A 26,199-nucleotide genomic window follows, 5' to 3' on the forward strand; every position below is an offset into this window, starting at 1 on the left:
AATAGCATGAGAAAAACAATGTTGTTTCTGCTTGGCTTTTGCCTGGCAGCCGGGGCTCTTTTTGCCCAGGAGTTGAAATCGCCGAACGGAAAATTTGAACTTAACTTTACTCTGAACAATGCCGGAACTCCCGTTTATACCCTGAAATATAAAAAGAAGACGGTAATCAACCCCAGTAAGCTTGGGTTGGAATCTTTCGGTGATAAACCATCATTTTACGATGATTTCAGTATCACCGCATTAAAAAACGCATCTTTCGACGAGGTATGGCAGCCTGTCTGGGGGCAGAACAAAAACATTCGCAACCATTACAATGAGATGGCTGTTACCCTGACGCAGAAAACCACTGAAAGGGTGATGATCCTGAGATTCCGCCTTTTCGATGATGGACTTGGCTTTCGCTACGAATTTCCCCAGCAGCCAAAGCTGTCGTACTTCGCCATAAAAGAGGAACTGACGCAGTTTGCCATGACCGGAGATCATACGGCTTATTGGATACCCGGTGATTACGATACGCAGGAATATGACTACACCACGTCTAAGCTATCTGAAATAAGGTCAGTTAATGAGAAAGGGAGGCAAAATAATTTGTCGCAAACCGGTTTTTCAACCACAGGCGTACAAACTTCTCTCCAGATGAAAACCGCTGATGGCATCTACATCAACCTGCACGAGGCTGCCCTGCTCAACTATGCCTGTATGCATCTTAACCTCGATGATAAGAATTTTATTTTTCAGTCGTGGTTAACTCCCGATGCCAACGGAACAAAAGGACACCTGCAGGCGCCTTGCACCACTCCCTGGCGAACGATCATCGTAAGCGACGATGCCCGCGATATCCTGGCGTCGAACATCACACTGAATCTGAATGAACCCTGCAAAATCGAAGATACCTCATGGATAAAACCAATGAAATATGTTGGAGTCTGGTGGGAAATGATTACCGGTAAGAGCGAATGGTCATATACCAGTGATTTGCCTGCTGTCCAGATCGGCGTCACCGATTTTAACAAGGTTAAGCCTCACGGGCGTCACGGGGCGAATACTGCTAATGTAAAGAGATATATTGATTTCGCTGCAAAGAATGGCTTTGACGGTGTTCTGGTGGAGGGCTGGAATATTGGCTGGGAAGACTGGTTTGGTCATTCAAAGGATTTTGTATTTGACTTCAAGACCCCCTATCCTGATTTTGATATCGACGAAATACACCGTTATGCAAAAAGCAAGGGAGTAAAAATGGTGATGCATCACGAGACTTCATCCTCCGTCCGCAACTATGAGCGTTTCATGGATGAGGCTTATCAGTTGATGAATAAATATGAGTACCCTGCCGTGAAAAGTGGTTACGTCGGAGATATCATCCCCCGCGGAGAACGTCATTACAGTCAGTGGATAAATAATCACTATCAATATGCTATAGAAAAGGCAGCGAAATACAGGATCATGGTTAATGCCCACGAAGCGGTCCGTCCGACTGGTATTTGCCGTACATGGCCGAACCTGATAGGTAACGAGTCGGCGCGAGGAACTGAATATCAAGCATTTGGGGGAAGTAAGCCGAATCATGTGACATTGCTGCCGTTTACCCGTCTTATTGGTGGGCCGATGGACTACACCCCGGGCATATTTGAAATGGACATCAGTAAGATCAATCCCAAAAATCACTCCCACTGTAATGCTACGATAGCCAATCAGTTAGCCTTATATGTAACCATGAGCAGTCCTTTACAGATGGCAGCGGATCTGCCTGAAAACTATGAGCGTTTTCCCGACGCATTCCAGTTTATTAAAGACGTTGCTCTAGATTGGGATAAAAGCATATATCTTGAAGCAGAGCCCGGTGAGTATATAACGGTTGCGCGCAAAGCAAAAGGGACCGATAAGTGGTTTGTTGCAAATACTGCCGGATATTCGCCCTTCACATCAAAGATTAGTTTTGATTTTCTCGATCCTGACAAGCAATACATTGCAACAATTTATGCAGACGCAAGCGATGCGGATTATAAAACCAACCCACAGGCTTACTCTGTTCGCAAGGTCATTGTTGACAGAAGATCAAGGCTCATCCAGTTATCTGTGCCCGGCGGAGGCTATGCAATAAGCGTCTTCCCTGTTACCGATAAGACACAGATGAAAGGCCTTAAAAAAACATGATTAATGTTTCTTTAGACCGTCCCGAAAGGACGGTCTTTATTTATTCGAGGAGTTTCTAGTATCAATGGCATTTGTACAGCGAACCTAGTACGTAACTACTCCAAATGAACCTATGAAACTATCAATGAACTCCTTTTGTGCATATCTCCTGCAAGAGGTTGCTTTTAAGTAGCCTTCCCGTCGCCACAGACAATAGTGGATCGTCTTCAAAAAAAGGGACAAACGATCAAAATTTGACGTTGTCCCGTTGGGTGCACCCGAAGGGATTCGAACCCCTATCATCAGAACCGGAATCTGACATTCTATCCATTGAACTACGGGTGCAGTTCTGTAATGTGGCACAAATATATAATTTCCGCCCTTACAGGACAAGAATGTTAGACATTAAATCTGAAGTGCATGATATCTCCGTCTTCCACCACATATGTCTTGCCTTCCACACTGAGTTTTCCTGCTTCCTTGCATGCTGCTTCTGACCCGTATTTAACGAAGTCGTCGTACTTAATTACTTCAGCACGGATAAATCCTTTCTCAAAGTCGGTGTGGATCACTCCGGCGGCCTGGGGGGCGGTAAAGCCCTGCGTAATGGTCCAGGCTCTGACTTCCTGAACTCCTGCTGTGAAATAGGTGGCCAGGTTGAGTAATTTGTACGCAGCGCGAATTAGTCGGCTTACGCCCGATTCTTCAAGGCCGAGGTCGTTCAAGAACATCTGGCGCTCTTCATAACTTTCGAGTTCCGCAATCTCTGATTCTATTTTCGCTGAGATGATCAGCACTTCTGCATTTTCTTCTTTTACCGCTTCCTTTACCTTTTCAACATAAGCATTTCCGGTGGTCACCGAACCTTCATCAACGTTACAAACGTACATGACCGGCTTGGCCGTGAGCAGGAACAGATCGGCAATGTATTCCTTATCCTCCTCGGAAACGGGCGCAGTCCTGACTGACTTGCCCGCTTCAAGATGTGTTTTTACTACGCTGCAGACTTCAAAGGCTTTCTTCGCTTCTTTGTCGCCGCCTGTTTTGGCCATCTTCTCTAGCTTCTGTATCTTCTTGGAGACCGTTTCCAGATCTTTCAGCTGCAGTTCGGTGTCGATAATCTCTTTGTCGCGTATTGGATCAACCGAGCCGTCTACGTGCACCACGTTGCCATCATCGAAGCAACGGAGCACATGGATGATGGCGTTTGTTGCTCGGATGTTGCCAAGGAACTGATTCCCCAGTCCTTCTCCTTTGCTTGCACCCTTTACCAGTCCGGCAATGTCAACTATTTCGATGGTATTTGGAACGATGCGGTTGGGGTTTACCAGTTCAGCGAGCTTGGTCAGCCTTTCATCAGGCACCGTAATAACGCCCACATTAGGCTCAATGGTACAAAAAGGGAAGTTGGCTGCCTGAGCCTTTGCATTAGATAAACAATTAAAGAGGGTTGATTTTCCTACGTTGGGTAAACCAACGATTCCGCATTGTAAAGCCATTTATACTTATTTCTTGTAATTTATTCGTGGATAAGACCGACGCGTTTGATGATTTAGTTCCAGTTCTTTAACCGAACCTGTAACCTATTAATTTGTAGGCCAGCTTGGCCAGTGTGTATTCGGAAATGATTGAGCCTTGCTGAGGGGCACACTCCACAATGTCAAAGCCTACGACGTTCCGTTCTCTGCAGACCGCTTTTAGCAGCTCGGTTGTTTCTGTCCAGAACAGACCATTGGGTTCTGCAGTTCCAACAGCAGGAATGACAGAGGGATCAAAGCCGTCGGCGTCTATGGTGATGTACACGTTGTTGCTCATGGGGAAGATCAGCTCCTCTATCCAGAGAGGATTTTTCCTGATCTGATGAGCGTAGAATGTGTGGATGTTGTCTGCGCTTTTGATCAGTTCTGCCTCTTCTTTGCATTGTGCCCGGATGCCTGCCTGACATATGGTAAGTCCCATCTCATGGATACGAGCCATTACGCAGGCGTGCGAGTATTTGTTGTCGTGGTAAGTAGACCGCAGATCGGAATGAGCATCGATCTGTAACACGGTCAGGTTGCTATATTTACGGGAAAAAGCTTTTACGATACCGTATGTTACCGTGTGTTCTGCTCCCAGGGAAATGACGAACTTGTTGTCTTTTAGAAGGCTTGATGTTTCGGCTTCAATGAGGTTTACCGCATCTTCATTTACCTTTCCGGTAAAGTCAACCGCAGGAAGGGTGGCAATTCCTACTTTGTTTACAATCTCACGTTCCGTCTCTTCATCGTAGCACTCCACAAATTCAGAAGCTTTTATGATCGCTTCCGGTCCTTTCGCGGATCCGCTCAGGTACGAAGAGGTGTGTTCATAGGGGAGCTGCTGGATCACGACCTTGCTCTTTTCATATGAATACAAAGACGAATCCTGTAAGCCTAAAAAATTGGGTTGCGCTGTTGCCTTCATAAAAATAAAAGGCAAAGATAAGAAATCTGGCGTTGTGGAAACCTTATATAAAAACAAAACCATCTCTGAGTTAACGGAGATGGTTAAAGACTTTTAAAGGTGATAAGGGTTATATCTCAAAAGAGAAGTCATCCTCAGCACGTGCTGGCTCAGCATGGCTCTCATTAAATTCGTATCTTTTTTCTACAACATCCTGATTTGCCTTGATGTACTCAACTGTTTCCTTCAGCCCTTCAGAAAATTTTTCAAAATCTTCCTTGTACAAGAAAATCTTGTGCTTCACGAAAACTCCGTCCTCTAAACGCTTCTTGCTCTCCGTAACCGTGATGTAATAGTCGTTAGACCGTGTTGCTTTTACATCAAAAAAATAGGTACGCTTACCGGCTCTTACTTTTTTTGAAAAAACCTCTTCTCTCTCTTTGTTTTCAAAATCTCCCATGTTATAGTTAAAGTTTGGTTGCGGTAAATATAATGTAATAATTTTTAATCTTCAAAATACATTTTTTAAGCTGTTTGCAAATTTAAGCCAGTGACTGCTGATCCTCGAGCAGCTGTTTCTCATAAAGTTCCATATAAACGCCTTTGGCTTCTATTAATTCCTGGTGATTCCCCTGCTCGATGATCTTTCCCTGGTCAAGAACCAGGATTTTATCAGCGTTTTTAATAGTTGAAACTCGGTGAGCGATTATAATGGCGGTTTTGTCGGTCATGTTCTTGCCGAGTCTGCTGAGGATTTCTTCCTCGGTCCTGGTATCTACAGCAGAAAGGCAATCGTCTAATATCAGGAGCTGAGGCTTCTTGATGAGTGCCCTGGCGATGGAAAGGCGCTGTTTCTGCCCGCCCGAAAGTGTAATGCCGCGTTCTCCGATCATTGTTTCAAATCCTTTCTCGAAGCCGGTGATGTTGTCGTAAACTGCAGCATCTTTTGCAGCCTGTTCTACCTCCGCCATGTCGGTTGTAGAGCGGCCGAAGGCGATGTTATTGGCGATGGTATCAGAAAACAGAAAGACTTCCTGAGGAACAAAGCCTGCCTGGGTCCGGTAGTCTCTTAAATTGAGGGAGCGAATAGGGTGTCCGTCTACTATAATTTCTCCGCTGCTGGCATCATACATGCGGAGCAGAAGGTTGGCAATGGTAGACTTTCCGGATCCGGTTCTGCCAATGATGGCCAGGAACTGTCCCGGACGTACTTCAAATGATACGTCGTCTAATGCTTTTATTCCTGTGTCGGGGTAGGTAAAACCGACATTCTTAAATTGAATGTGTCCTTTCAGGTCTAACTTAGTCCCGCTCTCTGCGGGTATGTCGGGATGGGTTCCCAGGAATTCGTTTATGCGCTTCTGAGAAGCGGCAGCGCGCTGTATCAGGGAGGTGACCCAGCCCAGTGACATGACCGGAAACATCAACTGATTAAGGTAGACGATGAACTCTGCAATATTACCAGAAGTGATGGTGCCGTTCATCACTTCTGTACCTCCTATATAGATGGTGATCAGGGTGCTCAGTCCTACCAGCAGAAGCATGGAAGGGTAAAAGAGCGCCTGAACCTGTATCAGATCTAAAGATGTTTTTTTATACGCCTCACTTTCTGTTGCAAACTTGGCGCGAATGCCGGCTTCCCTTCCGTAGGCTTTCACTACGCGTATGCCCGAAAAGGTTTCCTGCACAAAGCCCGACAGGGTGGAAAGCTGCTCCTGGATCCGTTCACTTCTCTCGTTAATGACGTTGTGTACCTTATAGATGGCGTACGCCAGGATAGGGAGTGGCAGCAAGCTGTAGACGGCAAGTTTGAGGTTGACGTTCACCATCGCTAAAATAACCAGGATAAAGAGCACGGCCGTGTTGATAGCGTACATGATTGCCGGTCCTACATACATTCTCACTCTGCTCACATCCTCTGTTGCGCGGTTCATCAGGTCGCCCGTGTTGTTGCGTCGGTAAAAGCCCATCGTTAGCCTCTGGTAGTGCTGATAGATTTCGTTTTTCAGATCATATTCTATATGGCGCGACATCAGGATGATGGTTTGCCTCATGAAGAATAAAAAGATCCCGCGCAGTAAGGCGAGCAACAATACGGTGGCTCCAAACAGGAGGACACTTGAGCTGAATATACTGTAAACAAGGCCTTGTCTGTCGAAACCCTGATATAGGCGGTAGATACTTATATTTTCATTCACAAGATCAAAAGCCACCCGGATCACCTGGGCAGGCAGGACCCCGAAGATATTTGATATAATAACGAAGAGGACGCCAGGAATAAGACGCCAGCGATATTTATAAAAGAATTTATTGAGGTAGGCAAGCTCTTTCATTTGAAGGCACAAAAGTAGGGAATTTTAAAATGACCCTCATGCTCTGACCTGTTGCCCGCCACAAAATGACGCTGATATGGAATGACAGGGGAGCTGGGTCTTCCCGGTCGTGGTACGGCGGCGCGTGCAATAAGGAGCTCAGTGATCAAGCAGCAAGGGTTTAGCGGTGCTGGTGGGAAGCTGTGTTGCTGACTGCGAGAATAAATAAAAGGCACTCAACATCGATTTGCTAAAAAAATAGTATTTTTGACCCAAATTCCCTCGGTTCGATATGTCTTTAAAGTCTTTTGAAGCAAGTTCTGTCTTTAATCAGCTTAGTAATTGTTCACACCAAAATGTTGTATTCTGCAGTGATGAGGATACAGGTTTGCAGGCGATCATTGCTATTCATGATACAACTTTAGGTCCTGCTCTGGGCGGAACCAGAATGTGGAGCTATAAGACCGAGGCAGACGCATTGCAGGACGTCCTGCGTTTATCGCGTACAATGACCTACAAGGCTGCCATCAGCGGCCTGAACCTCGGGGGAGGCAGTGCGGTGATCATTGGCGACAGCCGCACCGACAAGACAGAAGCGCTGATGCGCCGTTTTGGGAAGTTTATAAAAAATCTGAACGGATCCTTTATTACTGCGGAAGATCTTGGTACAAACCCCAGAGACATGGAGTATATCCGAATGGAGACTCAATATGTGACGGGTGTGCCTGAATCGATGGGAGGAGCAGGAGACCCCTCTCCTGTAGCTGCTAAAGGCGTGGTGATGGGTATTAAGGCTTGTGTTCGCGAAATGTTCGGCAATGACAGTCTGGCCGGACGTTCGATTGCCGTACAGGGAATAGGGCAGGTAGGAGAGAACCTCGTCTACTTGCTGCGCGAGGAGAACGCGAAGGTCTATGTGAGTGACATTAACGAGGAAAGACTGATCCAGGTGGCGCGGAAATACGGAGCCGAAGCGATTTCCAATAATAATATTTTTGATCTGGAGTTCGACGTATACGCCCCATGTGCACTGGGCGGCACGATCAACTCGGCAACCATCCCCAGGATGAAATGCTCGATCATTGCCGGCTCTGCTAACAATCAGCTTGCAGACGAGGAGCTTCACGGACAGATGCTTCTTGACAAGGGCATACTCTATGCACCTGACTACCTCATTAACGCCGGAGGGATGATCAACTGCTATTCGGAGCTGACGGGTTATAGCAGAAAGAGAACAGCTCAGCTCGCCGAAAATATTTACTCTGCCACCCGCAAAGTTTTAAAGAAATCAAAAGAAGAGAATATCCCAGCCATGAAGGCTGCGAACATAATTGCTGAAAAGCGGATTGAGGATATCCGTAAAATTAAAGCGTCATACTAATTTTAATTTAAAAAAAGTCGTTCTTATAACATGTTAAACAGAAGGCATCTGAGGGTAAAAGTGTTGCAGGCATTATATGCTTATCATCAGTCAGAGGAGAAAACAATAAAGGAGTTCCAGAAGGGATTGCTGGAAAGTGTAGATGAAGTTTACGAGATGTACATCTGGTTGCTTGCTTTACTGACAGATGTCTCCGACTATGTGTTGACGGATGCGGATGAGCGGGCAAATAAGTATTTGCCAAGCGAAAGTGATTTAAATGCAAATACCAAGCTTGCAGGAAACAAATTTATTGCCTTGCTCAGGGAAAATGCAGACTACCAGGGCAATGTAAAGAAGTACAAGGTGTCATGGAGCTTCGACCCGGAAGTGGCCAAGAATATTTTTAACATCCTGAAGACGGCCCCGGAGTATGAGGCCTATCTGAATAACCCCGAAACCGACCTTCGGGCTGAAAAAGAAATCATTAAGTATATTTATAAGAAAATCATCAGAGTAACTCCCTCTATTGAGCAGGTGTTTGAGGAGAAATTCATCAACTGGCCGGTAGATAAGGAGGTAATGGAGGCAATGCTTGCGAAGACCTTCAGTAACTTCCAGAGTGAAAACCCATCAGCGAATAAGCTTGCGCAGATCAGCCCGGCTTGGTCTGAGGACCGGGAGTATATACTCGATTTATTTGGTCGTACCATTGCTTTTGACGAGGAGTATCAACAGTATATCTCTGAGAAGACTCAGAACTGGGATGCCGAGCGCATTGCGATAATCGACGTATTGCTGATGAAAATGGCTATCGCCGAACTTGTTCATTTTCCATCTATCCCTGTTAAAGTAACGATGAACGAGTATATTGAAATCGCTAAAGAATTCAGTACGCCCAAAAGCAACTTCTTTATTAATGGTATACTCGACAAGATCCTTGCGGACTTGAAGGCTGCCGGGAAAATAAGGAAAGCAGGAAGAGGTTTAATTGAATAGTTATATGAGAACGTTTTTTATTACTATACTGGCGGGTGCGGCCCTCAGTATGACAGCATGTAAGAATCAGGGTTCATCAAATGCAGGATCTGACAGTACTCAGACCTCTGCACAGGCTGATGCGTCGAGAGCGGCAGTCATGTCTTTTGAAACAACCAGCTACGATTTTGGTAAGATAAAGGAAGGCGAGAAGGTATCTTATAGTTTCAAGTTTAAGAATACGGGGAAGAGTCCACTCATTGTATCGGACGCTACGGCAAGCTGCGGATGTACAGTTCCGGAAAAGCCCGATCATCCTGTAGCCCCCGGGGAGGATGGTGAGATCAAAGTTGTATTTAACAGCACCGGAAAGCAGGGACTGCAGAATAAGGCTGTGACGATCACTTCCAATGCACAACCGGCAACTGTGCAGCTTTATTTGACAGGTGAGGTACTTACCAAAGAATAATAAGTTAAATCTAATAATTAATATATGAATCCAGGATTGCAACAAATGATCATGTTCGGTCTGATCATAGTAGTTTTTTACTTCTTTATGATCCGGCCGCAAATGAAAAAGGCAAAAGACCACAAGAAATATATCGATGAACTGAAAAGAGGTGATAAGGTGGTTACCACTGCAGGCATCCATGGAAAGATCGTTGATATTACTGACACGACTTTTCTAATTGAAGTTGAAAGTGGCGCGAAGATCCGCTTTGATAAGTCTGCCGTATCACTCGATGCTTCCAAAGCGCTGAACACGGCTAAATAAGCTTCGTCTGAATACGAGTATCAGAGCTGTGCATTTTTTAATTATGCGCCGGTTCTGATACTTTTGTTTTACTACCTTCCTGTAAAAATTGGGATGCAATGGCTTTTATTACACTTAACCGGATTGAAAGACGCAGGACCACTGTATTTCTGACCTGTTTAGTTGTTGCTATTTTAACATGGCTGGCCATCGCCTTATCAGGACGTTACAAATACAAGGTAGAGACAAGGATCAATTATATAGAGCCGCCCGAAAGCAAGGCGTATCATCCTTTGCAGGACGACAGCGTGTCGCTTGAGGTGGAGGGCACTGGCTGGCAGCTGCTTTTTGCGCGACTCCGTTTAAATCCGAGAGCAGTTGATGTTAGCCTTAAAAACCTTAGTATCAGGAATTACATTGTTGTCTCCAACCAGCTGAACGAGCTTAACAGACAGTTTGAGTCAAGTCAGCGCGTCATCTCGGTATCGCCTGATACCCTGTTTTTCGACTTCTCTAGACGGGTGCTCAGGAAAGTGCCTGTTAAATTGACAACGGATCTTACATTTGACAATACTTACGGAATCTCGGGGCCTGTGAAGCTGACACCTGCACGGGTGGTTGTAAATGGCGCAGCGGAAGATGTGAGAAAGACCGCGTTCTGGCCCACTACGGTGCTCCATAGGAAGAAAGTTCGTTCTTCTATCGTTGCTCGCGTATCTCTGGCTCCCCCGGTTGGAAATAATGTAGATATCTACCCACTGACTGTTAAGGCGGAAATCCCGGTTGATAAATTTACCGAGAAAGTGATTGAGGTGCCGGTAAAAGTTGTTAATGCAAAAGGGCGCAGTGTGAAGCTCCTGCCGGAAAAAGTAAAGGTAACGGTTTTAGTAGCACTAAGTAATTATGCAGCCGTAGAGAGGGAGTCGTTCAGCGCCGTAGTTGACCTGGATGACTGGCAGGTAAGGGGAGCGTCGCAGCTCCCGGTGAAATTTAAGAAGTTTCCTCCTTACTGTAAGGAGGTGAAGACGGAGCCCCAAATAGTTGATTTTTTTGTCACGAGGTAGTATGCTTAAGCTGGGAATTACGGGAGGAATAGGGTCGGGAAAAACGACGGTCTGTCAGTTTTTCGAAATTCTTGGCGTGCCGGTTTATTATTCTGATCAGAGGGCAAAGGATCTGATGCATTCTGACGAAGTGCTGATGGCCCAGATCAGGCAGGCCTTCGGTCGTGATATCTACAGCGAGGATGGAATATTGAATCGAAAGGCGTTGGCTGCGGTGGTATTTGCCGATCCCGGGAAATTAGCGGCATTGAACGGAATGGTCCACCCGGCTGTGTTCAGGGATTTTGATCGGTGGGCTGCTGCCCGGAAGGAAGTTCCATATGTTTTAAAAGAAGCGGCAATTTTATTTGAAAGTGGCTCGTACCGCGACTGCGACTATACTATTCTTGTCAAGGCGCCGAGAGAGCTGCGGATAAGGCGGGTAGTAGGGAGGGATGGGATAACCGAAGAAGAAGTAGTGAGACGTATGGATGCGCAGATGAGCGACGAGGATAAAGAGGCGCGGGCAGATTTTGTTGTGCTTAATGACGAAGCACAGTTGTTGATCCCCCAGGTGTTACTCCTGCACGAGCGGCTTCTCCAAGAAAGCAGAAAGCGATGATACTGGCAGATTTTTTAGTATTCGATGAGAAAGGGCTTTACTGCCGGTATGGGGACTTTTATATTGATCCGCAGCAGCCAGCTGAACGAGCTGTTGTATCGCATGCACACGGCGACCATGCATGCCCTGGCAACCACATGGTGTATTGCACTGCTCCGACCGCTTCCTTGATGAGGGCACGGCTGAGCAAGAATGCCGCCCGACAGTTCGTCATCCATTCGTACCACCAGCCCTTTGATATAGGTGGTGTGCAAATCACTCTCATCCCTGCCGGCCATATTCTTGGTTCTGCGCAGGTGTTGATGGAGTATCAGAATACGAGGTACGTCTATACGGGAGATATTAAGTTTCAGGATGATCCGACTTGTGAAGCGGTGGAGGTTGTAAGGGCTGATGTCCTTATTACAGAGACTACCTTTGCTGATCCGGCCATTTCACATCCCGCCGCAGAGTCGGAGATCGAGAAACTCAATAGCTCCATGCACAATGTTCTCCTTGGGGCTTATGCGCTTGGCAAGAGCCAGCGCCTTATTTCCCTGATCAATACCTATTGTCCGGAAAGGACGGTTCTTTTGCATCACTCAATCCTTCCGCTCACGAGGATTTATGACGAATATTCGTATTCCCCGGGAAAATATCTTCCTTACAACAGAAAATTGATGAAATCTCCGGGGCAGGGGTTTGTTTATATCGTTCCTCCTCTTACATTTGATTGTTATTTCAGAGCGAAAGGAGTTTTAAGGGTATTTGCGTCGGGATGGGAAAGACTTCAGAGACAAAACGATCTGGAGTTATACATTTCCGATCACGCCGACTGGCAAGATATCTTACATCTGGTGGAGCTGTCGCAACCCACAGAGATCTGGACCTTACACGGGAAAGGTGAACATCTGAAGGAATATTTTAAAGGCAAGCTGCCTGTCAAGATTTTACTCTAATACGTCGAACTGTAAATGGACCTGGGGCAAACATATCGTCATGTTGAATTAGTTTAGAACTCATGGAATTAGAGAAGGAGATCCACCAAAACACCGGGTTTAAAAGCGACTACCACAAGCTGGTTGTCAATCTTATTTATTCTTATAGCTGGGTGACCGGTCTTGTGAAAGAAAGGCTGAGTACCAAAGAAGTCACCTTGCAGCAATACAATATCCTCAGGATATTACGCGGCCAGTATCCTAACCCCGCCACGATCAACCTTCTGAAGGAGCGCATGCTGGATAAGATGTCTGACGCGTCGCGCATTGTAGAACGCTTGGTTCAAAAGGATCTGGTAACGCGCACGATCAACAAAGCGGACCGGCGCGCGGTTGATATCGTGATCACTGAGAAAGGGTTAAATATCCTGAGAGAACTTGACCCTATTGTGACCCCAGAGGACATCCTCAGACGGAATCTCAGCGAGTCGGAAGCAGAACAGCTGAATGTTCTCCTCGACAAGCTGCGGGGGTGATCTCAATGCAGGAGCAGACTCAACACAGCTACGGCGGTTCCCGTAAGTACCGCAATTAGCTTTTTCCGGTTGAAGTGATGATCTACTCCTGATTCAAACAGGATGGTGGTTGAGATATGCAGAAAAATGCCTATTACAACAGCCATGATCCGATCGAAGTAGGCAGATATGTTTCCTGCACTGCCGCTGCTGATATAGGAGCTAAGTAAAAAACCTGCGGGAGACATGGTTGCAAACAGGATCACCAGGATGATGATTCTGGCCTTTTCGACCTCGCTTTGAAGCAAAACGCTGGAAAGTGCGAACGCTGCCGGAATATGATGCAGCGCAATTCCGAATAAGAGTTCATTTTGATGGCCTTCGGCAAGCGGCATTCCCTCAAGAAATGCATGCAGGCACAGGCTGACCATAATCCCGTAAGGGAACGCATTGTGGGCGTGGCCGCCCTTGTGCATATGGCCGTGTTCGATGCCGTCGGAAAACTGTTCAAGTACAACCTGAAAGAGGAATCCGCCCAGTACATATAATCCGATTTCGTGGTGGTGACCGCTATATACGTCGGGAATGAGATGTAAGACGGTAATTCCGAAAAGGTAAGCGCCACTGAAAGCCAGGATGAGCTTGAGGCGCCGGGTATTGTCTTTCTGAAAGAAAAAGATGCTGAGGCCTCCGGCGAAACAGCTAAAGAAAAGGATAATTATTTGCCAGTATCCCATGCTTGCTCCATGTAAGTGGTTGAGAATATGGTGCCTGTAACGTAGCCTACCGTGCACCCGAGTATTGCGCCAACGGTTACATCAATGGGAAAGTGTACTCCTACGTATACCTGCGCGAAGGATATTGCAAAAGCCCAAAGGAGCGCCAAGGGAAGCAGAGGTTTCCACCGTTTAGAAAAAACGGTGCTTAAGAACATGGCGATAGCGAAGTGGTTGGATGCGTGCGAGGATGGGAAGCTGAACCCACTCCCACAGGAAACGAGAAGGCGAATGTCGTTTTGAAAGCCGGGTTCATTACAGGGCCTCAACCGCTCAAACAAGGGTTTCAACATGGATGCGCTGAAGAAATCGGCAATTGCGAAGGTTAACAGAAGGAAAAATATACAGATCACTCCGTTCTTCTTATAATTTCTGACTAAGAAAACGATCAGAAATAAATACAGAGGCGACCAGAAATATTTATTCCTCAATAAGGGCATCAGCCAGTCGAAGAAAGGATTTGCGAGCCCCTGGTTAATGCCGAGGAACAGGCGGTGATCAAATTGCAGGAGTTGCTCAAGCATGGACTTTGCGACAAATAAAGATTAAACGATCTGACCCGGATGACTCATAAGGACGCAGTGCGTAATCCCCGAAATATTGAATAATGGAAAAGCCGCTGAGAGCAAACAAGCGCTCAAAGTCGGCAAGGGTAAAGGCGCAGACTTCTTCCTGGAACCGGAATTTCTTGTCGTTTTGTTCAAATTCTATTGTTTTGATGATCTTGCCCTTTTCTGCCCGGCGATGCAGTGAGAAGTCTATACCGTCTACGACCTTTGACTCGGACAGCACCAGGTTCTTTAACACCTTCTCGGAATTGAAGTAGTCGAGGACCAGTATGCCATCAGGCCGGAGTGACTTACGAAAGGCGGTAAGTGCATTTACGTGATCTTTCTCGCTGTCGAAGTATCCGAAGCTCGTAAACAGGTTGAGGGCCAGGTTAAAGTAATTAATATAGAAAAGGCTCCTCATATCGTGTTCGAAGAAGTGGAGATGATCGCCTTCCCACTGCTTGGCGTACTCAATGTTGGCATGGGAGAGGTCGGTGCCCGTTACGTCGAACCCTTTCTTGCTGAGGTATACCGAATGCCTCCCACGCCCGCACGCAATGTCAAGAATTCTTGCTCCCGCCGGAGGATGCAGAACAGAACAGAGGTTATCTATAAAGAACTCGGCCTCGGAGCTATTGTGCTGCTGGTAGAGAATATGATAATATGGGGAGTTAAACCAGTTTTGATACCATTTATCAGGCATGCTATAAAATTACAAAGTTGCAAATATAAGGAAAGTGTTTGACAAGGATGCTCTGGCAAATGTGCGATTTCTGATGGTATGTCCCCTGCGCTGCGGCCCTTCTTTAAATTTAGCACCTTTCAGCTTCCGCATTTATTCGTTATTTTTGACCTCCTTAAAACGTAAACCGTGACACTAATAAAATCAATTTCCGGAATCAGAGGGACTATTGGCGGCGAGCCTGGGGATGCCCTTACACCGGTTGACATACTTAAATTTACTGCAGCTTTTGGGAAGTGGATTGCTTCTAAGACAGGCAAGAATAAGATCGTAATTGGCAGGGATGCCCGGATATCAGGCGAGATGGTTCGTAATCTGGTGGCCGGCACACTTCAGAGCATCGGCATTGATGTCGTTGATCTTGGGTTGTCTACTACCCCCACGGTAGAGATTGCTGTTACTGAAGAAAATGCGGGCGGCGGAATCATTATCACAGCCAGCCATAATCCGAAGCAGTGGAACGCCCTTAAGCTCCTGAACTCTTCAGGAGAGTTTATCAACGATGCCGAAGGCAAGGAGGTGCTGGAGCTTGCCGAGCAGGCTGATTTTAGCTTTAGCGATGTGAATACGCTGGGGAGTATCACCTTTGACAATACGTACCTTCAAAAGCATATCACCAGGATACTTGATCTGCCTTTAGTTGACGCAGAAGCGATCAAAAAGGCGAACTTCAGGGTGGCTATCGACTGTGTGAATTCATCAGGCGGAATCTTTGTGCCTGCTCTTCTGAAGGCGCTCGGCGTAACAACCGTTTATGAGCTGTACTGCAATCCTGATGGCCACTTTCCTCACAATCCTGAGCCTCTTCCTGAAAACCTCGTTGCGCTGTCGCAGGAGGTAGTGAGCCGGAAGGCTGACCTGGGAATAGCGGTTGACCCTGATGTCGACCGGCTCTGCTTTGTTTGCGAGGATGGGAACATGTTCGGAGAGGAGTATACCCTTGTTGCTGTCGCCGATTACATCCTTGGGCACAAGAAGGGAAATACGGTATCGAACCTGTCGTCAACCAGAGCTTTGCGCGATGTAACACAGCGCGCGGGAGCGGAGTATAACGCCGCCGCAGTAGGAGAGGTGAATGTGGTTAACAAAATGAAAGAAACCGGCGCTGTAATAGGAGGAGAAGGAAACGGCGGGGTGATTTATCCTGAACTGCACTATGGCAGGGATGCATTGGTGGGTATTGCATTATTCCTTACCCATCTGGCGCGTAGTGGCAAAACCGTTTCGGAACTTCGGAGTACTTATCCGGAATACTATATCTCTAAGAATAAGATCACGCTCACTGCAGGTATGGACATTGACGGCCTCCTGGAGAAGATCCGCGAAAAGTATAGCAAGCATCCGCATTCAACAATAGATGGGCTGAAGATTGAGTTCGAGCATCAATGGGTGCACCTGAGGCGTTCTAATACGGAACCTATTATTCGGATCTATTCAGAGGGCAATTCTGAGACCATCGCCAATAATCTCGCTAATAAGATCATTGCCGATATTAAAGAGGTTTTGCAGGAAAACAACGATTGAAATGAAAGTTTATCTTGATAATGCTGCGACAACAGCCTTGGATGCAGAAGTGCTGAAGGAAATGTACCAAATGATGGAGAGCCAGTATGGCAATCCATCCTCCATTCATTCGCATGGACGGCAGTCGAGAGCGGCCATTGAAAAAGCGAGGAAGACAATTGCCACGCTGCTTCACGCGGCCCCGTCTGAAATATTCTTTACTTCGGGAGGAACTGAAGCGGATAACATGGCCATCCGTTCAGGTATTGCCGATTATCAGCTGAAGCATGCAATTACATCAAGAACCGAACATCATGCAGTGCTCCATACTCTTGAAGCACTGGAGAACAACGGGCTCATTAAGCTGAGCTTCGTCAGGACTGATGAAAAGGGGAATATCGATCTTCAGCACCTTGAAGAGCTACTGGCCGGCAACGAGCGAAGTTTTGTGTCGCTGATGCATGCTAATAATGAGCTGGGGACGTTGACGGATATTAAAGCGGTAGGAGAGATTTGCCAGCGTTTTGACGCTATTTTTCATTGTGATACCGTTCAAACGATGGGACATTATCCGCATGATCTTCAGGATATCCATGTTCATTTTATCACCTGCGCAGCCCACAAATTTCACGGCCCCAAGGGAGCCGGTTTTCTTTATATTAATCATGCTGTTAAGATCCGCCCGCTTATTTATGGCGGATCGCAGGAACGTAACATGCGGGGAGGAACGGAAAACCTCTACGGCATTGCCGGCCTTGCCAAAGCGCTGGAAATTGCGTACCGGGAGATGGACGAACATAAAACTTATATACAGGCACTGAAGAGTTATATGAAGGAACAGCTGGAGGCTGCCATCCCCGATATCAGGTTCAACGGCGAGACTGATCCTGACCGGAGTTTGTATACCGTTTTGAATGTGTCGTTCCCCGAGATGGAAATGGCGGATATGTTGCTCTTCAACCTGGATATCGCCGGCATCTCAGCTTCGGGAGGAAGTGCATGCAGTTCGGGCACTAATATCGGGTCTCATGTGCTGGAAGCTATAGGCGCAAATCCCAACAGGCCGGCTGTCCGCTTTTCATTTAGTAAATACAATACAAGAGAAGAGATTGATTACACGGTCGGCAAGTTAAAAGAGATCTGTAAAGTGCAGGTACTGTCCTAAGATTTATTTTTTATTGGTTCAAACAAAGAGGGTAAGGCTAAGTGTTTATTATACAAGTTGAAACATAAGCTTATAACCTATGATACTATTTGAAACCACTCCTGAACTTCAGGAAGATCTAAGAGTTGATTCTCTGAGAAATTTAAAGACAGGCCCTCCGGAAGAACCGAATGAGGATGATGATTTATCCTACGATGACGATGATCTGGGCGAAAATACAGAAGTCACTCCCTTAGGCGATGATATAGATGAGGATGACCTGAATGCCATGAGGACCAGTGGTCCCCTGGATGACGAGGAGGATGATCTTCTGACAGACGAGGATGAGCTCGACGTGGACACAGATCAGTATGCCGATGATGATGACGAGATTGTAGATATTACAACCAGTAGTCAGAACGATCCGGATGATGACGAGTTGTATGATGATGACGACGACGATGATGATCTGCTGATGGATGATGACGTTGGGGTAGCGGACGACGATGAAGAGGCTGCATGGGAGGATGATGACGATGAAGATCTGCTGAATGATGACGAGGATCTGGACACCTCGCGTGCAACTACAGCAACAGATGCTCCGCAAATGCTGGACACGGACGACTCAGGAGTGTCTTCGCGCCGCGAAGTTAGAAAGACCGGCCGGATGATCGGACATGAACCGGGAATACCTGGTGGCCCGGGAAGCGAAATATAGTGGTTATGTCAGACGAAAAAGCAAAACATAACCATACAGGCCAGCAGCCTACCGATATTCCATCGGAGAAGCTGATCCATCCTCCTCAAAAAAGAGGAAGCGGAAGATCGACCGGGCAAGTGGTGCTAATTCCACCGGGAAAGATCCTACGCTAGGTGGACAGCGAACTTAAATAACAAAAGGTTATAATCTGAAGGTGCCGTGCGGTGTGGAAGTGAGGCTTCTGCCCGATGTACACTTACCGGCCATCTTCAGGTTATAACCTTTTGTCTATTATTATATACCTCGGTACTAGGAATTCATGAGAGCCAGGAAAGTACCCAGCTTTTCCTTCATCTCACGCCTGTCGGTGATGAAGTCCAGAAACCCATGTTCAAGGACGAACTCCGATGTCTGGAATCCCTTGGGGAGATCTTTTTTTATCGTTTCCTTTATCACTCGCGGGCCGGCGAAGCCGATGAGGGCACCAGGTTCTGCGATATTAATATCACCAAGCATAGCGTAAGAGGCAGTGACGCCTCCCGTGGTGGGGTCTGTAAGAAGAGATATGTAGGGGATCTTCGCTTTACTCAGCAAGGCCAGCTTCGCTGAAGTTTTGGCCATCTGCATTAAGGAAAATGCAGCTTCCATCATTCTCGCTCCTCCTGACTTCGAAATAAGCAGGAAGGGGATCTTTTTCTCGATGCAATAGTCAATAGACCTTGCGATCTTTTCGCCAACAACCGAACCCATGGAGCCTCCGATGAAATTAAAATCCATACAGGCGACTACCAGATCGAGTCCGTTGAGCTTGCCATGAGCCGCACGGATGGCGTCTTTAAGACCTGTCTTGGCGTAGCTGTCTTCGAGACGTTCTTTATACGTCTTGGTGTCTTTGAAGTTCAGGGGGTCGCCTGAACGCAGGTTTTCGAAGAGCTCTGTAAACTCATTATTGTCGAAAAGAACGGAGAAGTATTCCTTCGATCCTATTCTCAAATGGTAGCTGCAATAATGGCAAACGTACTTGTTCTCCACCTGCTCGGCATAGTGTAAGGGCTTTTTGCACTGCGGACACTTGTTCCATATACCGTCAGGAGCTTCTTTTTTCTCTCTTGTAGAAGTAATAATTCCTTTTTTCTCTCTTTTAAACCAAGCCATATCAAGTGGAATAAGCTGTGCAAATAAACGAAAATTTTAAGAAATGCCCCGGCATAAAGAAGTCACATAAATTCTTTTGTCGGGCTTCGTGCGAAACAAAGTGCCTCTATAGCCGTTTTTGCTTCAGTTTGTCACTTTGCAACCGCAGTCGCTTTTGCGGCAGGGCTGTTTGAATTTTAAAAGTGCAGTAAAGAGCAGTGAATGGGGCGGGAGCTAGGTTTGGTGGACTGTGCCCGCGACTGTTCTTTATGCACGTAAATTGCTTTTAAAGGCGAGGGATACCTGAAACATAATCGTCTCGGTTGGTGAGTTTTGCTTAGGATTGAGTTGCTTATGAAGATAGAAAAGGAGCCTCGGATGAAATTAGTAGCATTAAATTTAATGATCTATATCACTTGAGATAAACTTAAAATCGTTATTTTCGGAATTTCTTAAAAGACGTTATAATATGAATCTGAAAAACTATAAGGGCGTTTTGTATGGAGATGCTGTTCAGGAATTATTTGAACAGGCTAAGAAGCATCAATTCGCTTTGCCAGCAGTAAACACCATCGGAACAAATTCTGTCAATGCCGTAATGGAAACAGCGAAAGCTGTCAATTCCCCGGTTATTATCCAGCTGTCTAACGGAGGTGCACAGTTCTACGCAGGGAAGTCTTTAGACAACTCAAATCTGCAAGCCTGTGTTCTGGGTGCTGTTTCGGCTGCAAGACACGTTCATTTACTAGCTGAGCACTATGGAGTTGCTGTTATTCTTCATACTGACCACGCTGCAAAGAAATTGCTTCCATGGATCGACGGAATGCTGTCTCATGGCGAGCGGTTCCACAAGCAATTTGGTAAACCCTTGTTTTCTTCTCATATGCTTGACCTTTCAGAAGAGCCTATTGAGGAAAACCTTGAAATTAGCAAGAGCTATCTTGAGCGTATGAAAGCGCTGGGAATGACGATTGAAATTGAACTTGGCGTAACTGGTGGAGAAGAGGATGGAGTAGATAACTCAGACGTTGACAGTTCAAGACTTTACACTCAGCCTGAGGAAGTAGCGTACGCATACAAGGAGTTAAACAGTGTAAGCCATCGCTTCACTATTGCGGCAGCGTTCGGTAATGTACACGGGGTTTACAAACCAGGTAACGTGAAGCTGCAGCCGGTGATCCTGAAGAACTCACAGGATTATCTGCGTAAGGAACTCGGTCTGGAGCAGGAAAAACCAATCAACTTCGTATTCCATGGCGGTTCTGGTTCTTCACAGGAAGAGATTCGTGAAGCGATCTCATATGGCGCTATCAAAATGAATATCGACACCGATATGCAGTGGGCCTTCTGGGAAGGTATAAAGGACTACTATCAGTCTAAAGAAGGTTATCTGCAGGCGCAGATCGGAAGTCCTGAAGGTCCTGATTCTCCTAACAAGAAGTACTACGATCCTCGTGTATGGTTAAGAAAGGGAGAAGAAACTTTTGTTAAGCGTCTTTCTCAGGCCTTTGAAGACCTGAACTGCGTTGACGTGAACAGCAAGTTGTAAAAAATTAAGTAGGTTATATGTAAAAGCCATCTCTCCGGAGGTGGCTTTTTGTATGTTGATATATTCATGTCAGAAGTAATAGAAGTAAGAAAGACAGCGGATGCTGCAGAACTTGAGACGGTATTTGCAATCAGGCGTAAAGTCTTCGTTGAAGAGCAGAATTGTCCTCCTGAGCTGGAGTGGGAGTTCGAAGATGAGTCCACTCACTTTTTAGCCAGGTATGAAGGTGAGCCTGCCGGAGCTGCCCGGTGGAGGCAAACGGATAAAGGGTATAAGCTCGAGCGGTTTGCCGTGTTAAAAGAGTATCGCGGAAAAGGGGTGGGGCCGGCTCTTGTGGAAGCAGTTCTGCAAGATCTGCCGAAGGAGGCTTCGTATATCTATCTCCATGCCCAGGTGCAGGCGATGAATCTTTACGCCAAAGCTGGCTTTAAAGCGCAGGGAGAGCTTTTCGAGGAAGCCGGTATTCAACATTACAAAATGGTATTCGGGCGGACCAGGTAGGCTGGGCAGACCTCTGTCCACCATTTAAGGCATAAGCTCAGCAACCTTCCTATTTGGTGCGGGTATCCTCTGTCATCGAGTGCCTGTTAAAGGGACGTATAATGAGCCGCGTTCCCCGGTCGTAACTAAAATAACTCCAGATCCAGTTGACCAATACAACAAGCTTGTTTCTGAATCCCACAAGGCTCATCAGGTGGACAAACATCCAGACGAACCACGCGAATATTCCCTGAAACCGGATCTTCCCTAAATCTACTACCGCACGGTTCCGGCCAACTGTTGCCATAGAACCTTGGTCTTTGTACTTAAAAGGAACAGGCGGCTGTTTGGTGATGATGCGGATGAGGTTTTCAGCAAGGTGGGCGCCTTGCTGCATGGCGGCAGGGGCTACTCCGGGATGCCCGTTCGGGTAGCCTTCTGTTGACATTGCAGCCACGTCTCCTATCGCAAAGACTCTTTCATAGCCTATCACCTGATTGTACTCGTCTACGCGTATCCTGCCACCCCTGACAATCTTGTCTGCCGATATACCGTCGGGAACTTCCCCTTTGACGCCTGCTGACCATAAGACGTTTTTGGTGACGATCTCGTTCCCGTCTGACAGGACGATTTTGTTACCGTCGTAGGAAGATACACGCATGCTGGTCATCACTTTTACACCCATTTCTTCAAGAAACTCCCTTGAGCTTCTTTGCGCCTGAACAGACATGGGCCCAAGCACGCTGGGGGAGCCCTCGATCAGGAAAATGTGCATATCATTCATGTTGAGCTCGGGATAGTCTTTGGGCAACACATGCCGCTTTAATTCTGCAAGAGCTCCCGCCAGTTCAACTCCAGTAGGCCCGCCCCCCGTAACTACAAAGTTGAGGAGTGCTTCCCTTCTAAGCGGATCTGTTTCTATAAGTGCTTCCTCCAGGTTCTGCAAGATCATACTCCGGAGGTTAAGGGCCTCAGGGATGGTCTTCATGGGCATGGTATAGTGTTCGAGTTCTCTTGAACCAAAGAAGTTTGAGTCAGATCCGGTAGCTATTACGAGATAGTCGTAATAAAACTCGCCTATGTTCGTCACCACAGCTTTCCGTTCCGGTATGATCGTCTCTACTGTTGCGTTCCTGAACTTAAAGTTCTGCTGACCTTTAAAAATCTTACGGAGTGGAAATGCAATTGAATCTGCTTCCAGCCCGCCGGTTGCAACCTGATAGAGGAGGGGTTGAAAAGTATGGTAGTTATGACGGTCAAGCATGAGCACCTGCACCTCCTTATCCTTCAGGTTTTTGGATAACTCGATGCCACCGAAGCCGCCGCCTATGATGATAACCCGGGGAAAATTAACAGAATGTGTTATTGCTGCCATATGCAAAAGATGTAATAGCTTTCTCTTATAACTGCATTTATGACAAAAAGGTTGAATTGGATAGATAATAAAAGCGCTTTGCATATGCACAAAAAAGCCCGGAGACACAAGGTGTACCGGGCCTTTTTTATATACTGCTATTCGCTTAGGCTTTGCGGGACGGCTCTAAATCGTCCTCTTTACTCTTTCCAAATTCCACGACAACGGGAGTTGCCACACAGATGGATGAGTAAGTACCAAATATCACACCGATAAGAAGTGCAAATGAGAAGCCTCTGATCACTTCACCTCCGAAGATAAACAGGACAGCGAGTACGAACACTACGGTGAGCGCGGTAATGACTGTTCGGCTTAACGTACTGTTGATGGCATCGTTGATCACTGTCTTCATGTCATCCTGCTTAGAGTGATGGAGGCCGAGGTATTCACGAATACGGTCGAACACCACCACTGTATCGTTAATTGAGTAGCCAATTACCGTTAATATGGCGGCAATGAATGCCTGGTCAATATCGAGGGAAAATGGAAGAACTCCGTTGAACAGGGAGAAGAACGACAATACCAGTAAAACGTCGTGAGTAAGCGCAACGAGCGCTCCAACACTAAATGCCCATTTTCTGAAGCGCACCAAGATGTAGAGTGCAATTACTATGATGGACGCAATTACTGAATAGATAGCTGCAAACTTAATGTCATTTGCTACCGTGGGACCTACTCGTTGTGAACTTAAGATCTCACTTTTGTTATTCACCTTAGCCAACCCCTCTTTAAGCTTGCTCGTCACCTTTGCTTCTGCACCATCAGAGTTGTCGTCAATCAGGTAGGAAGTTGTGAGTCTGGCCTGGTTATTTGCGCCAAAAGTCTTCACCTCCGTGGTAGCCTTGAATGTTTCGTTCAAAACATCCCGGACATTTTCAATGTCAATCGGCTGTTCGAAACGTACTACGTATGTACGCCCGCCTTTGAAATCTACACCGAGACTAAAGCCGCGGGTGAACATGGATATCAAACCGAGTGTGATGAAAGTACCTGATATGATATAGAATATTCTGCGTTTTTTGACGAATGCAAAATTCGCATTCTTAAACGTGTGAGCGCTCCAGGGGTGCGAGAATTTGATTGGCATCTCCTTCTTCAGCATCCACTCGAAAACGAGACGTGAAATAAAGATCGCGGTAAAGAGGGATGTGATGATACCAATCATCAAAGTTGTGGCAAATCCGAGGATTGGACCTGTACCAAAAATGTAAAGGATAATACCAGTGAGGAACGTCGTGATCTGTGAGTCGAGGATAGAAGGCATTGCATGTTTAAAACCGTCGGCAATAGCCAGGCGGATCGACTTGCCATGTTCCAGCTCTTCTCTTATTCGCTCATAAATCAGCACGTTAGCATCTACCGCCATTCCAAGCGTTAAAACGATACCGGCGATACCTGGCAGGGTAAGCACAGCGTTGATAGAGGCCAGAACTCCCATCAGGAAGAATACGTTCACAAACACCGCAACGTTTGCTACAGTACCTGCCCGATTGTAATAGATCATCATAAAGATCAATACGACGATCAGACCCACTACTGAAGAGGTTAGGCCTGCATTGATGGCAGCCTGTCCAAGTGACGGACCAACAACTGCTTCCTCAACAATTCTTGCTGGCGCAGGAAGACGACCCGCCTTTAAAACGTTTGCTAAGTCTTTTGTATCATTTTGGGTGAACTTTCCAGTGATTGAGGAGATTCCGTTCGGAATTTCATTCTGGACAGTTGGGGCGGAATATACGTTGTTATCAAGAACGATCGCAATACTTTTCTTGTTGTTCTGATCTGCTGAAGCAGCAGCGGTTATTTGTCTCCACTGGCGGGCACCTTCTGAGTTCATCACCATTACTACCTCAGGGTTTCCCCGCTGGTCTACGTCTGAACGAGCGTCTGTGATCACATCACCGCCCATAGCAGCCTTTCCTTCAAATCCCGTGGTCTTAAGAGCATATAGCTCAAAAACACGGCTCTCCGGCGTTACTGGTTTCACACCCCAGGCGAGCCTGACGTTCGCTGGAATGATTGCTTTTACCTCTGCTGAATTAAGCAGGGCGTTCACCTTAGCTGTGTCTTTTTGTGCTGCATATCCAATTACCGGACCACGACCCAGGCTGGCCTGACCGTTTTCACCCTGTCCAACATTAGGATTCAGTAAAGCAAAGAGAGGATTTTGTTTGGCCTGTGATTGTGCAAGGGCTGATGTATCCTTTCCTGCTGAGTCTTTACGTGCGCCCAGCTGTGCAAGTTTTCCTGATCCGGTCGCCGGTTTTCCAGAGGAAGGAGCCGTTTTGGCTGTATCTTTTGTACTAGCCTGCGTGGAGGCAAGAGTCTTATTAATATTTTCAAGGAGAGAGAAGATCTCGGTATTGTCGTAGGTTTCCCAGAATTCCAGCTGCGCTGAACCCTGAAGAAGCTTGCGAACCCGCTCCTGGTCGGATACTCCTGGCAATTCAATCAGGATACGGTTAGTCCCTGCCTGTAACTGAATGTTAGGAGATGTTACGCCAAACTTATCAATACGTGTACGCAGAATGTTAAAAGACCTCTCAACCGCACTGTTTGCCTGGGTCTGCAGGAATTTAATTACGTCCTCGTTGCTGGCATCCGGCTTTACAAGAGAAGCATTCTCCCGTGTTGCAAAGATAGGTGCCAAACGCCCGTTAGCGCTCGCCTTTTCATACTCCTCTGCAAACAGGGAAATAAAGTCCTTTTGGCTTGATTTTAATCTTGCTTCGGCATTTGTCAATGCTTTGTTGAATGCAGGATCATTATTGTGGTTGGCCAGATTCCTTACAAGCTCTGTAAGCGAAATCTCCATCGTTACGTTCATACCTCCCGCCAGGTCAAGTCCCAGAGGAATTTCGCGCTCTTTTACATACTGGTATGTAAACTTCGTAAACCCGAGGTTGTACACCGGCTGTGTTGCCATAGAATCGAGATAGGCCCGTTCTTTAGCAGGATCGCCCTTGGCGTATTCACGTGCGTCTTTTTCAATTTTCTTTGCCACGAACGTAAACGAAAGTGAATATAAACATCCGATCGTTAACGCAATGGCGACGAATTTAATCAAACCTTTACCTTGCATTTCTGTTTGTTGTGTATTGTATTTCTATAATTAGCCTTTTACGGATAAGAGGGCAAATCTAAGTAA

25 protein-coding genes and 1 tRNA gene are annotated in these 26,199 nt (G+C 46.5%); 15 read left to right on the forward strand and 11 right to left on the reverse strand.

All coding sequences use genetic code 11. The annotated features are described in order from the left end of the window. Nucleotides 1-6 precede the first annotated feature (6 nt). The gene (locus tag ACES2C_RS11710; RefSeq protein WP_374163292.1) at nucleotides 7-2,154 is read left to right on the forward strand and encodes a glycoside hydrolase family 97 protein; all 2,148 of its coding nucleotides are present in this window, start codon (nucleotides 7-9) and stop codon (nucleotides 2,152-2,154) included. 252 nt (nucleotides 2,155-2,406) lie between these two features. Here ACES2C_RS11710 and ACES2C_RS11715 read toward each other — a convergent pair. From ACES2C_RS11715 to ACES2C_RS11735, 5 genes are all read right to left on the reverse strand, one after another. Beyond that, nucleotides 2,407-2,478 (reverse strand) — tRNA-Arg (locus tag ACES2C_RS11715). Nucleotides 2,479-2,531: 53 nt separating this feature from the next. Beyond that, on the reverse strand, nucleotides 2,532-3,632 hold the full coding sequence (gene ychF / locus ACES2C_RS11720; protein WP_374163293.1) for a redox-regulated ATPase YchF: 1,101 nt from the start codon (nucleotides 3,630-3,632) through the stop codon (nucleotides 2,532-2,534). A 67-nt stretch (nucleotides 3,633-3,699) separates the two neighbouring features. Then, nucleotides 3,700-4,530 (reverse strand): agmatinase, encoded by an 831-nt coding sequence (speB, locus tag ACES2C_RS11725; protein WP_374163294.1) that lies wholly within the window; start codon nucleotides 4,528-4,530, stop codon nucleotides 3,700-3,702. Between the two features lie 157 nt (nucleotides 4,531-4,687). After that, nucleotides 4,688-5,017 (reverse strand): DUF3276 family protein, encoded by a 330-nt coding sequence (locus tag ACES2C_RS11730; RefSeq protein WP_374163295.1) that lies wholly within the window; start codon nucleotides 5,015-5,017, stop codon nucleotides 4,688-4,690. Between the two features lie 82 nt (nucleotides 5,018-5,099). After that, complete coding sequence (locus tag ACES2C_RS11735; RefSeq protein ID WP_374163296.1) at nucleotides 5,100-6,890, reverse strand: ABC transporter ATP-binding protein; 1,791 nt, start codon at nucleotides 6,888-6,890, stop codon at nucleotides 5,100-5,102. Nucleotides 6,891-7,161: 271 nt separating this feature from the next. On the opposite strand from ACES2C_RS11735, the gene ACES2C_RS11740 reads away from it, so the two are divergent. The 8 genes from ACES2C_RS11740 (at nucleotide 7,162) to ACES2C_RS11775 (ending at nucleotide 13,079) form a co-directional block, all read left to right on the forward strand. Continuing rightward, nucleotides 7,162-8,250, forward strand: coding sequence for a Glu/Leu/Phe/Val dehydrogenase (locus tag ACES2C_RS11740; RefSeq protein ID WP_374163297.1), 1,089 nt, complete (start codon nucleotides 7,162-7,164; stop codon nucleotides 8,248-8,250). Between the two features lie 30 nt (nucleotides 8,251-8,280). Then, nucleotides 8,281-9,228 carry a transcription antitermination factor NusB gene (gene nusB, locus ACES2C_RS11745; protein WP_374163298.1) on the forward strand — a complete coding sequence of 316 codons (948 nt, stop codon included), beginning with the start codon at nucleotides 8,281-8,283 and terminating at the stop codon, nucleotides 9,226-9,228. Between the two features lie 4 nt (nucleotides 9,229-9,232). Then, nucleotides 9,233-9,676, forward strand: a complete 444-nt coding sequence (locus tag ACES2C_RS11750) for a DUF1573 domain-containing protein (RefSeq protein WP_374163299.1) — start codon at nucleotides 9,233-9,235, stop codon at nucleotides 9,674-9,676. 24 nt (nucleotides 9,677-9,700) lie between these two features. Continuing rightward, a complete protein-coding gene (gene yajC / locus ACES2C_RS11755) occupies nucleotides 9,701-9,982 on the forward strand; it encodes a preprotein translocase subunit YajC (protein ID WP_374163300.1) in 282 nt (93 codons plus the stop codon). A gap of 98 nt (nucleotides 9,983-10,080) precedes the next feature. Next, entirely contained in the window at nucleotides 10,081-11,025 is a 945-nt protein-coding gene (locus ACES2C_RS11760; protein ID WP_374163301.1) for a YbbR-like domain-containing protein, read from the forward strand. Nucleotide 11,026: 1 nt separating this feature from the next. Continuing rightward, nucleotides 11,027-11,626, forward strand: a complete 600-nt coding sequence (gene coaE, locus ACES2C_RS11765) for a dephospho-CoA kinase (RefSeq protein WP_374163302.1) — start codon at nucleotides 11,027-11,029, stop codon at nucleotides 11,624-11,626. Then, on the forward strand, nucleotides 11,623-12,564 hold the full coding sequence (locus tag ACES2C_RS11770) for an MBL fold metallo-hydrolase (RefSeq protein WP_374163303.1): 942 nt from the start codon (nucleotides 11,623-11,625) through the stop codon (nucleotides 12,562-12,564). Before coaE ends, ACES2C_RS11770 begins: the two co-directional genes overlap by 4 nt. Before the next feature lie 62 nt (nucleotides 12,565-12,626). Then, nucleotides 12,627-13,079, forward strand: a complete 453-nt coding sequence (locus ACES2C_RS11775; RefSeq protein WP_374163304.1) for a MarR family winged helix-turn-helix transcriptional regulator — start codon at nucleotides 12,627-12,629, stop codon at nucleotides 13,077-13,079. Between the two features lie 2 nt (nucleotides 13,080-13,081). Here ACES2C_RS11775 and ACES2C_RS11780 read toward each other — a convergent pair whose 3' ends face one another. The 3 genes from ACES2C_RS11780 to ACES2C_RS11790 are packed head-to-tail and all read right to left on the reverse strand — an operon-like array spanning nucleotide 13,082 to nucleotide 15,088. Then, a complete protein-coding gene (locus ACES2C_RS11780; protein WP_374163305.1) occupies nucleotides 13,082-13,795 on the reverse strand; it encodes a ZIP family metal transporter in 714 nt (237 codons plus the stop codon). Beyond that, the gene (locus tag ACES2C_RS11785) at nucleotides 13,777-14,358 is read right to left on the reverse strand and encodes a phosphatase PAP2 family protein (protein WP_374163306.1); all 582 of its coding nucleotides are present in this window, start codon (nucleotides 14,356-14,358) and stop codon (nucleotides 13,777-13,779) included. The genes ACES2C_RS11780 and ACES2C_RS11785 overlap by 19 nt, the downstream gene beginning before the upstream one ends. Further along, nucleotides 14,351-15,088 (reverse strand): class I SAM-dependent methyltransferase, encoded by a 738-nt coding sequence (locus ACES2C_RS11790; protein WP_374163307.1) that lies wholly within the window; start codon nucleotides 15,086-15,088, stop codon nucleotides 14,351-14,353. Before ACES2C_RS11790 ends, ACES2C_RS11785 begins: the two co-directional genes overlap by 8 nt. 168 nt (nucleotides 15,089-15,256) lie before the next feature. On the opposite strand from ACES2C_RS11790, the gene glmM reads away from it, so the two are divergent. The 4 genes from glmM to ACES2C_RS11810 all read left to right on the forward strand — a co-directional run bounded on the left by glmM (nucleotide 15,257) and on the right by ACES2C_RS11810 (nucleotide 18,647). Beyond that, a complete protein-coding gene (gene glmM, locus ACES2C_RS11795; RefSeq protein ID WP_374163308.1) occupies nucleotides 15,257-16,651 on the forward strand; it encodes a phosphoglucosamine mutase in 1,395 nt (464 codons plus the stop codon). A 1-nt stretch (nucleotide 16,652) separates the two neighbouring features. After that, on the forward strand, nucleotides 16,653-17,795 hold the full coding sequence (locus ACES2C_RS11800) for a cysteine desulfurase family protein (protein WP_374163309.1): 1,143 nt from the start codon (nucleotides 16,653-16,655) through the stop codon (nucleotides 17,793-17,795). 79 nt (nucleotides 17,796-17,874) lie between these two features. After that, nucleotides 17,875-18,492, forward strand: a complete 618-nt coding sequence (locus ACES2C_RS11805) for a hypothetical protein (protein ID WP_374163310.1) — start codon at nucleotides 17,875-17,877, stop codon at nucleotides 18,490-18,492. A gap of 5 nt (nucleotides 18,493-18,497) precedes the next feature. Beyond that, a complete protein-coding gene (locus ACES2C_RS11810; protein ID WP_374163311.1) occupies nucleotides 18,498-18,647 on the forward strand; it encodes a hypothetical protein in 150 nt (49 codons plus the stop codon). Nucleotides 18,648-18,783: 136 nt separating this feature from the next. Here ACES2C_RS11810 and accD read toward each other — a convergent pair whose 3' ends face one another. Beyond that, entirely contained in the window at nucleotides 18,784-19,629 is an 846-nt protein-coding gene (gene accD / locus ACES2C_RS11815; RefSeq protein WP_374163312.1) for an acetyl-CoA carboxylase, carboxyltransferase subunit beta, read from the reverse strand. A 448-nt stretch (nucleotides 19,630-20,077) separates the two neighbouring features. Here accD and fbaA point away from each other — a divergent pair, with 448 nt between their 5' ends. Together fbaA and ACES2C_RS11825 are read left to right on the forward strand one after the other, a co-directional pair. Further along, nucleotides 20,078-21,157, forward strand: a complete 1,080-nt coding sequence (gene fbaA / locus ACES2C_RS11820; protein ID WP_374163313.1) for a class II fructose-bisphosphate aldolase — start codon at nucleotides 20,078-20,080, stop codon at nucleotides 21,155-21,157. A 66-nt stretch (nucleotides 21,158-21,223) separates the two neighbouring features. Further along, entirely contained in the window at nucleotides 21,224-21,658 is a 435-nt protein-coding gene (locus ACES2C_RS11825) for a GNAT family N-acetyltransferase (protein ID WP_374163314.1), read from the forward strand. Between the two features lie 49 nt (nucleotides 21,659-21,707). Here ACES2C_RS11825 and ACES2C_RS11830 read toward each other — a convergent pair whose 3' ends face one another. Continuing rightward, entirely contained in the window at nucleotides 21,708-23,012 is a 1,305-nt protein-coding gene (locus tag ACES2C_RS11830; RefSeq protein ID WP_374163315.1) for an NAD(P)/FAD-dependent oxidoreductase, read from the reverse strand. 145 nt (nucleotides 23,013-23,157) lie between these two features. Further along, nucleotides 23,158-26,133: a protein translocase subunit SecDF gene (secDF, locus tag ACES2C_RS11835; protein ID WP_374163316.1), complete on the reverse strand. Its 2,976-nt coding sequence runs from the start codon at nucleotides 26,131-26,133 to the stop codon at nucleotides 23,158-23,160. Between the last annotated feature and the right edge of the window lie 66 nt (nucleotides 26,134-26,199).

It is taken from the genome of Arcticibacter sp. MXS-1, from assembly GCF_041902385.1.
Classification (GTDB): domain Bacteria; phylum Bacteroidota; class Bacteroidia; order Sphingobacteriales; family Sphingobacteriaceae; genus Arcticibacter.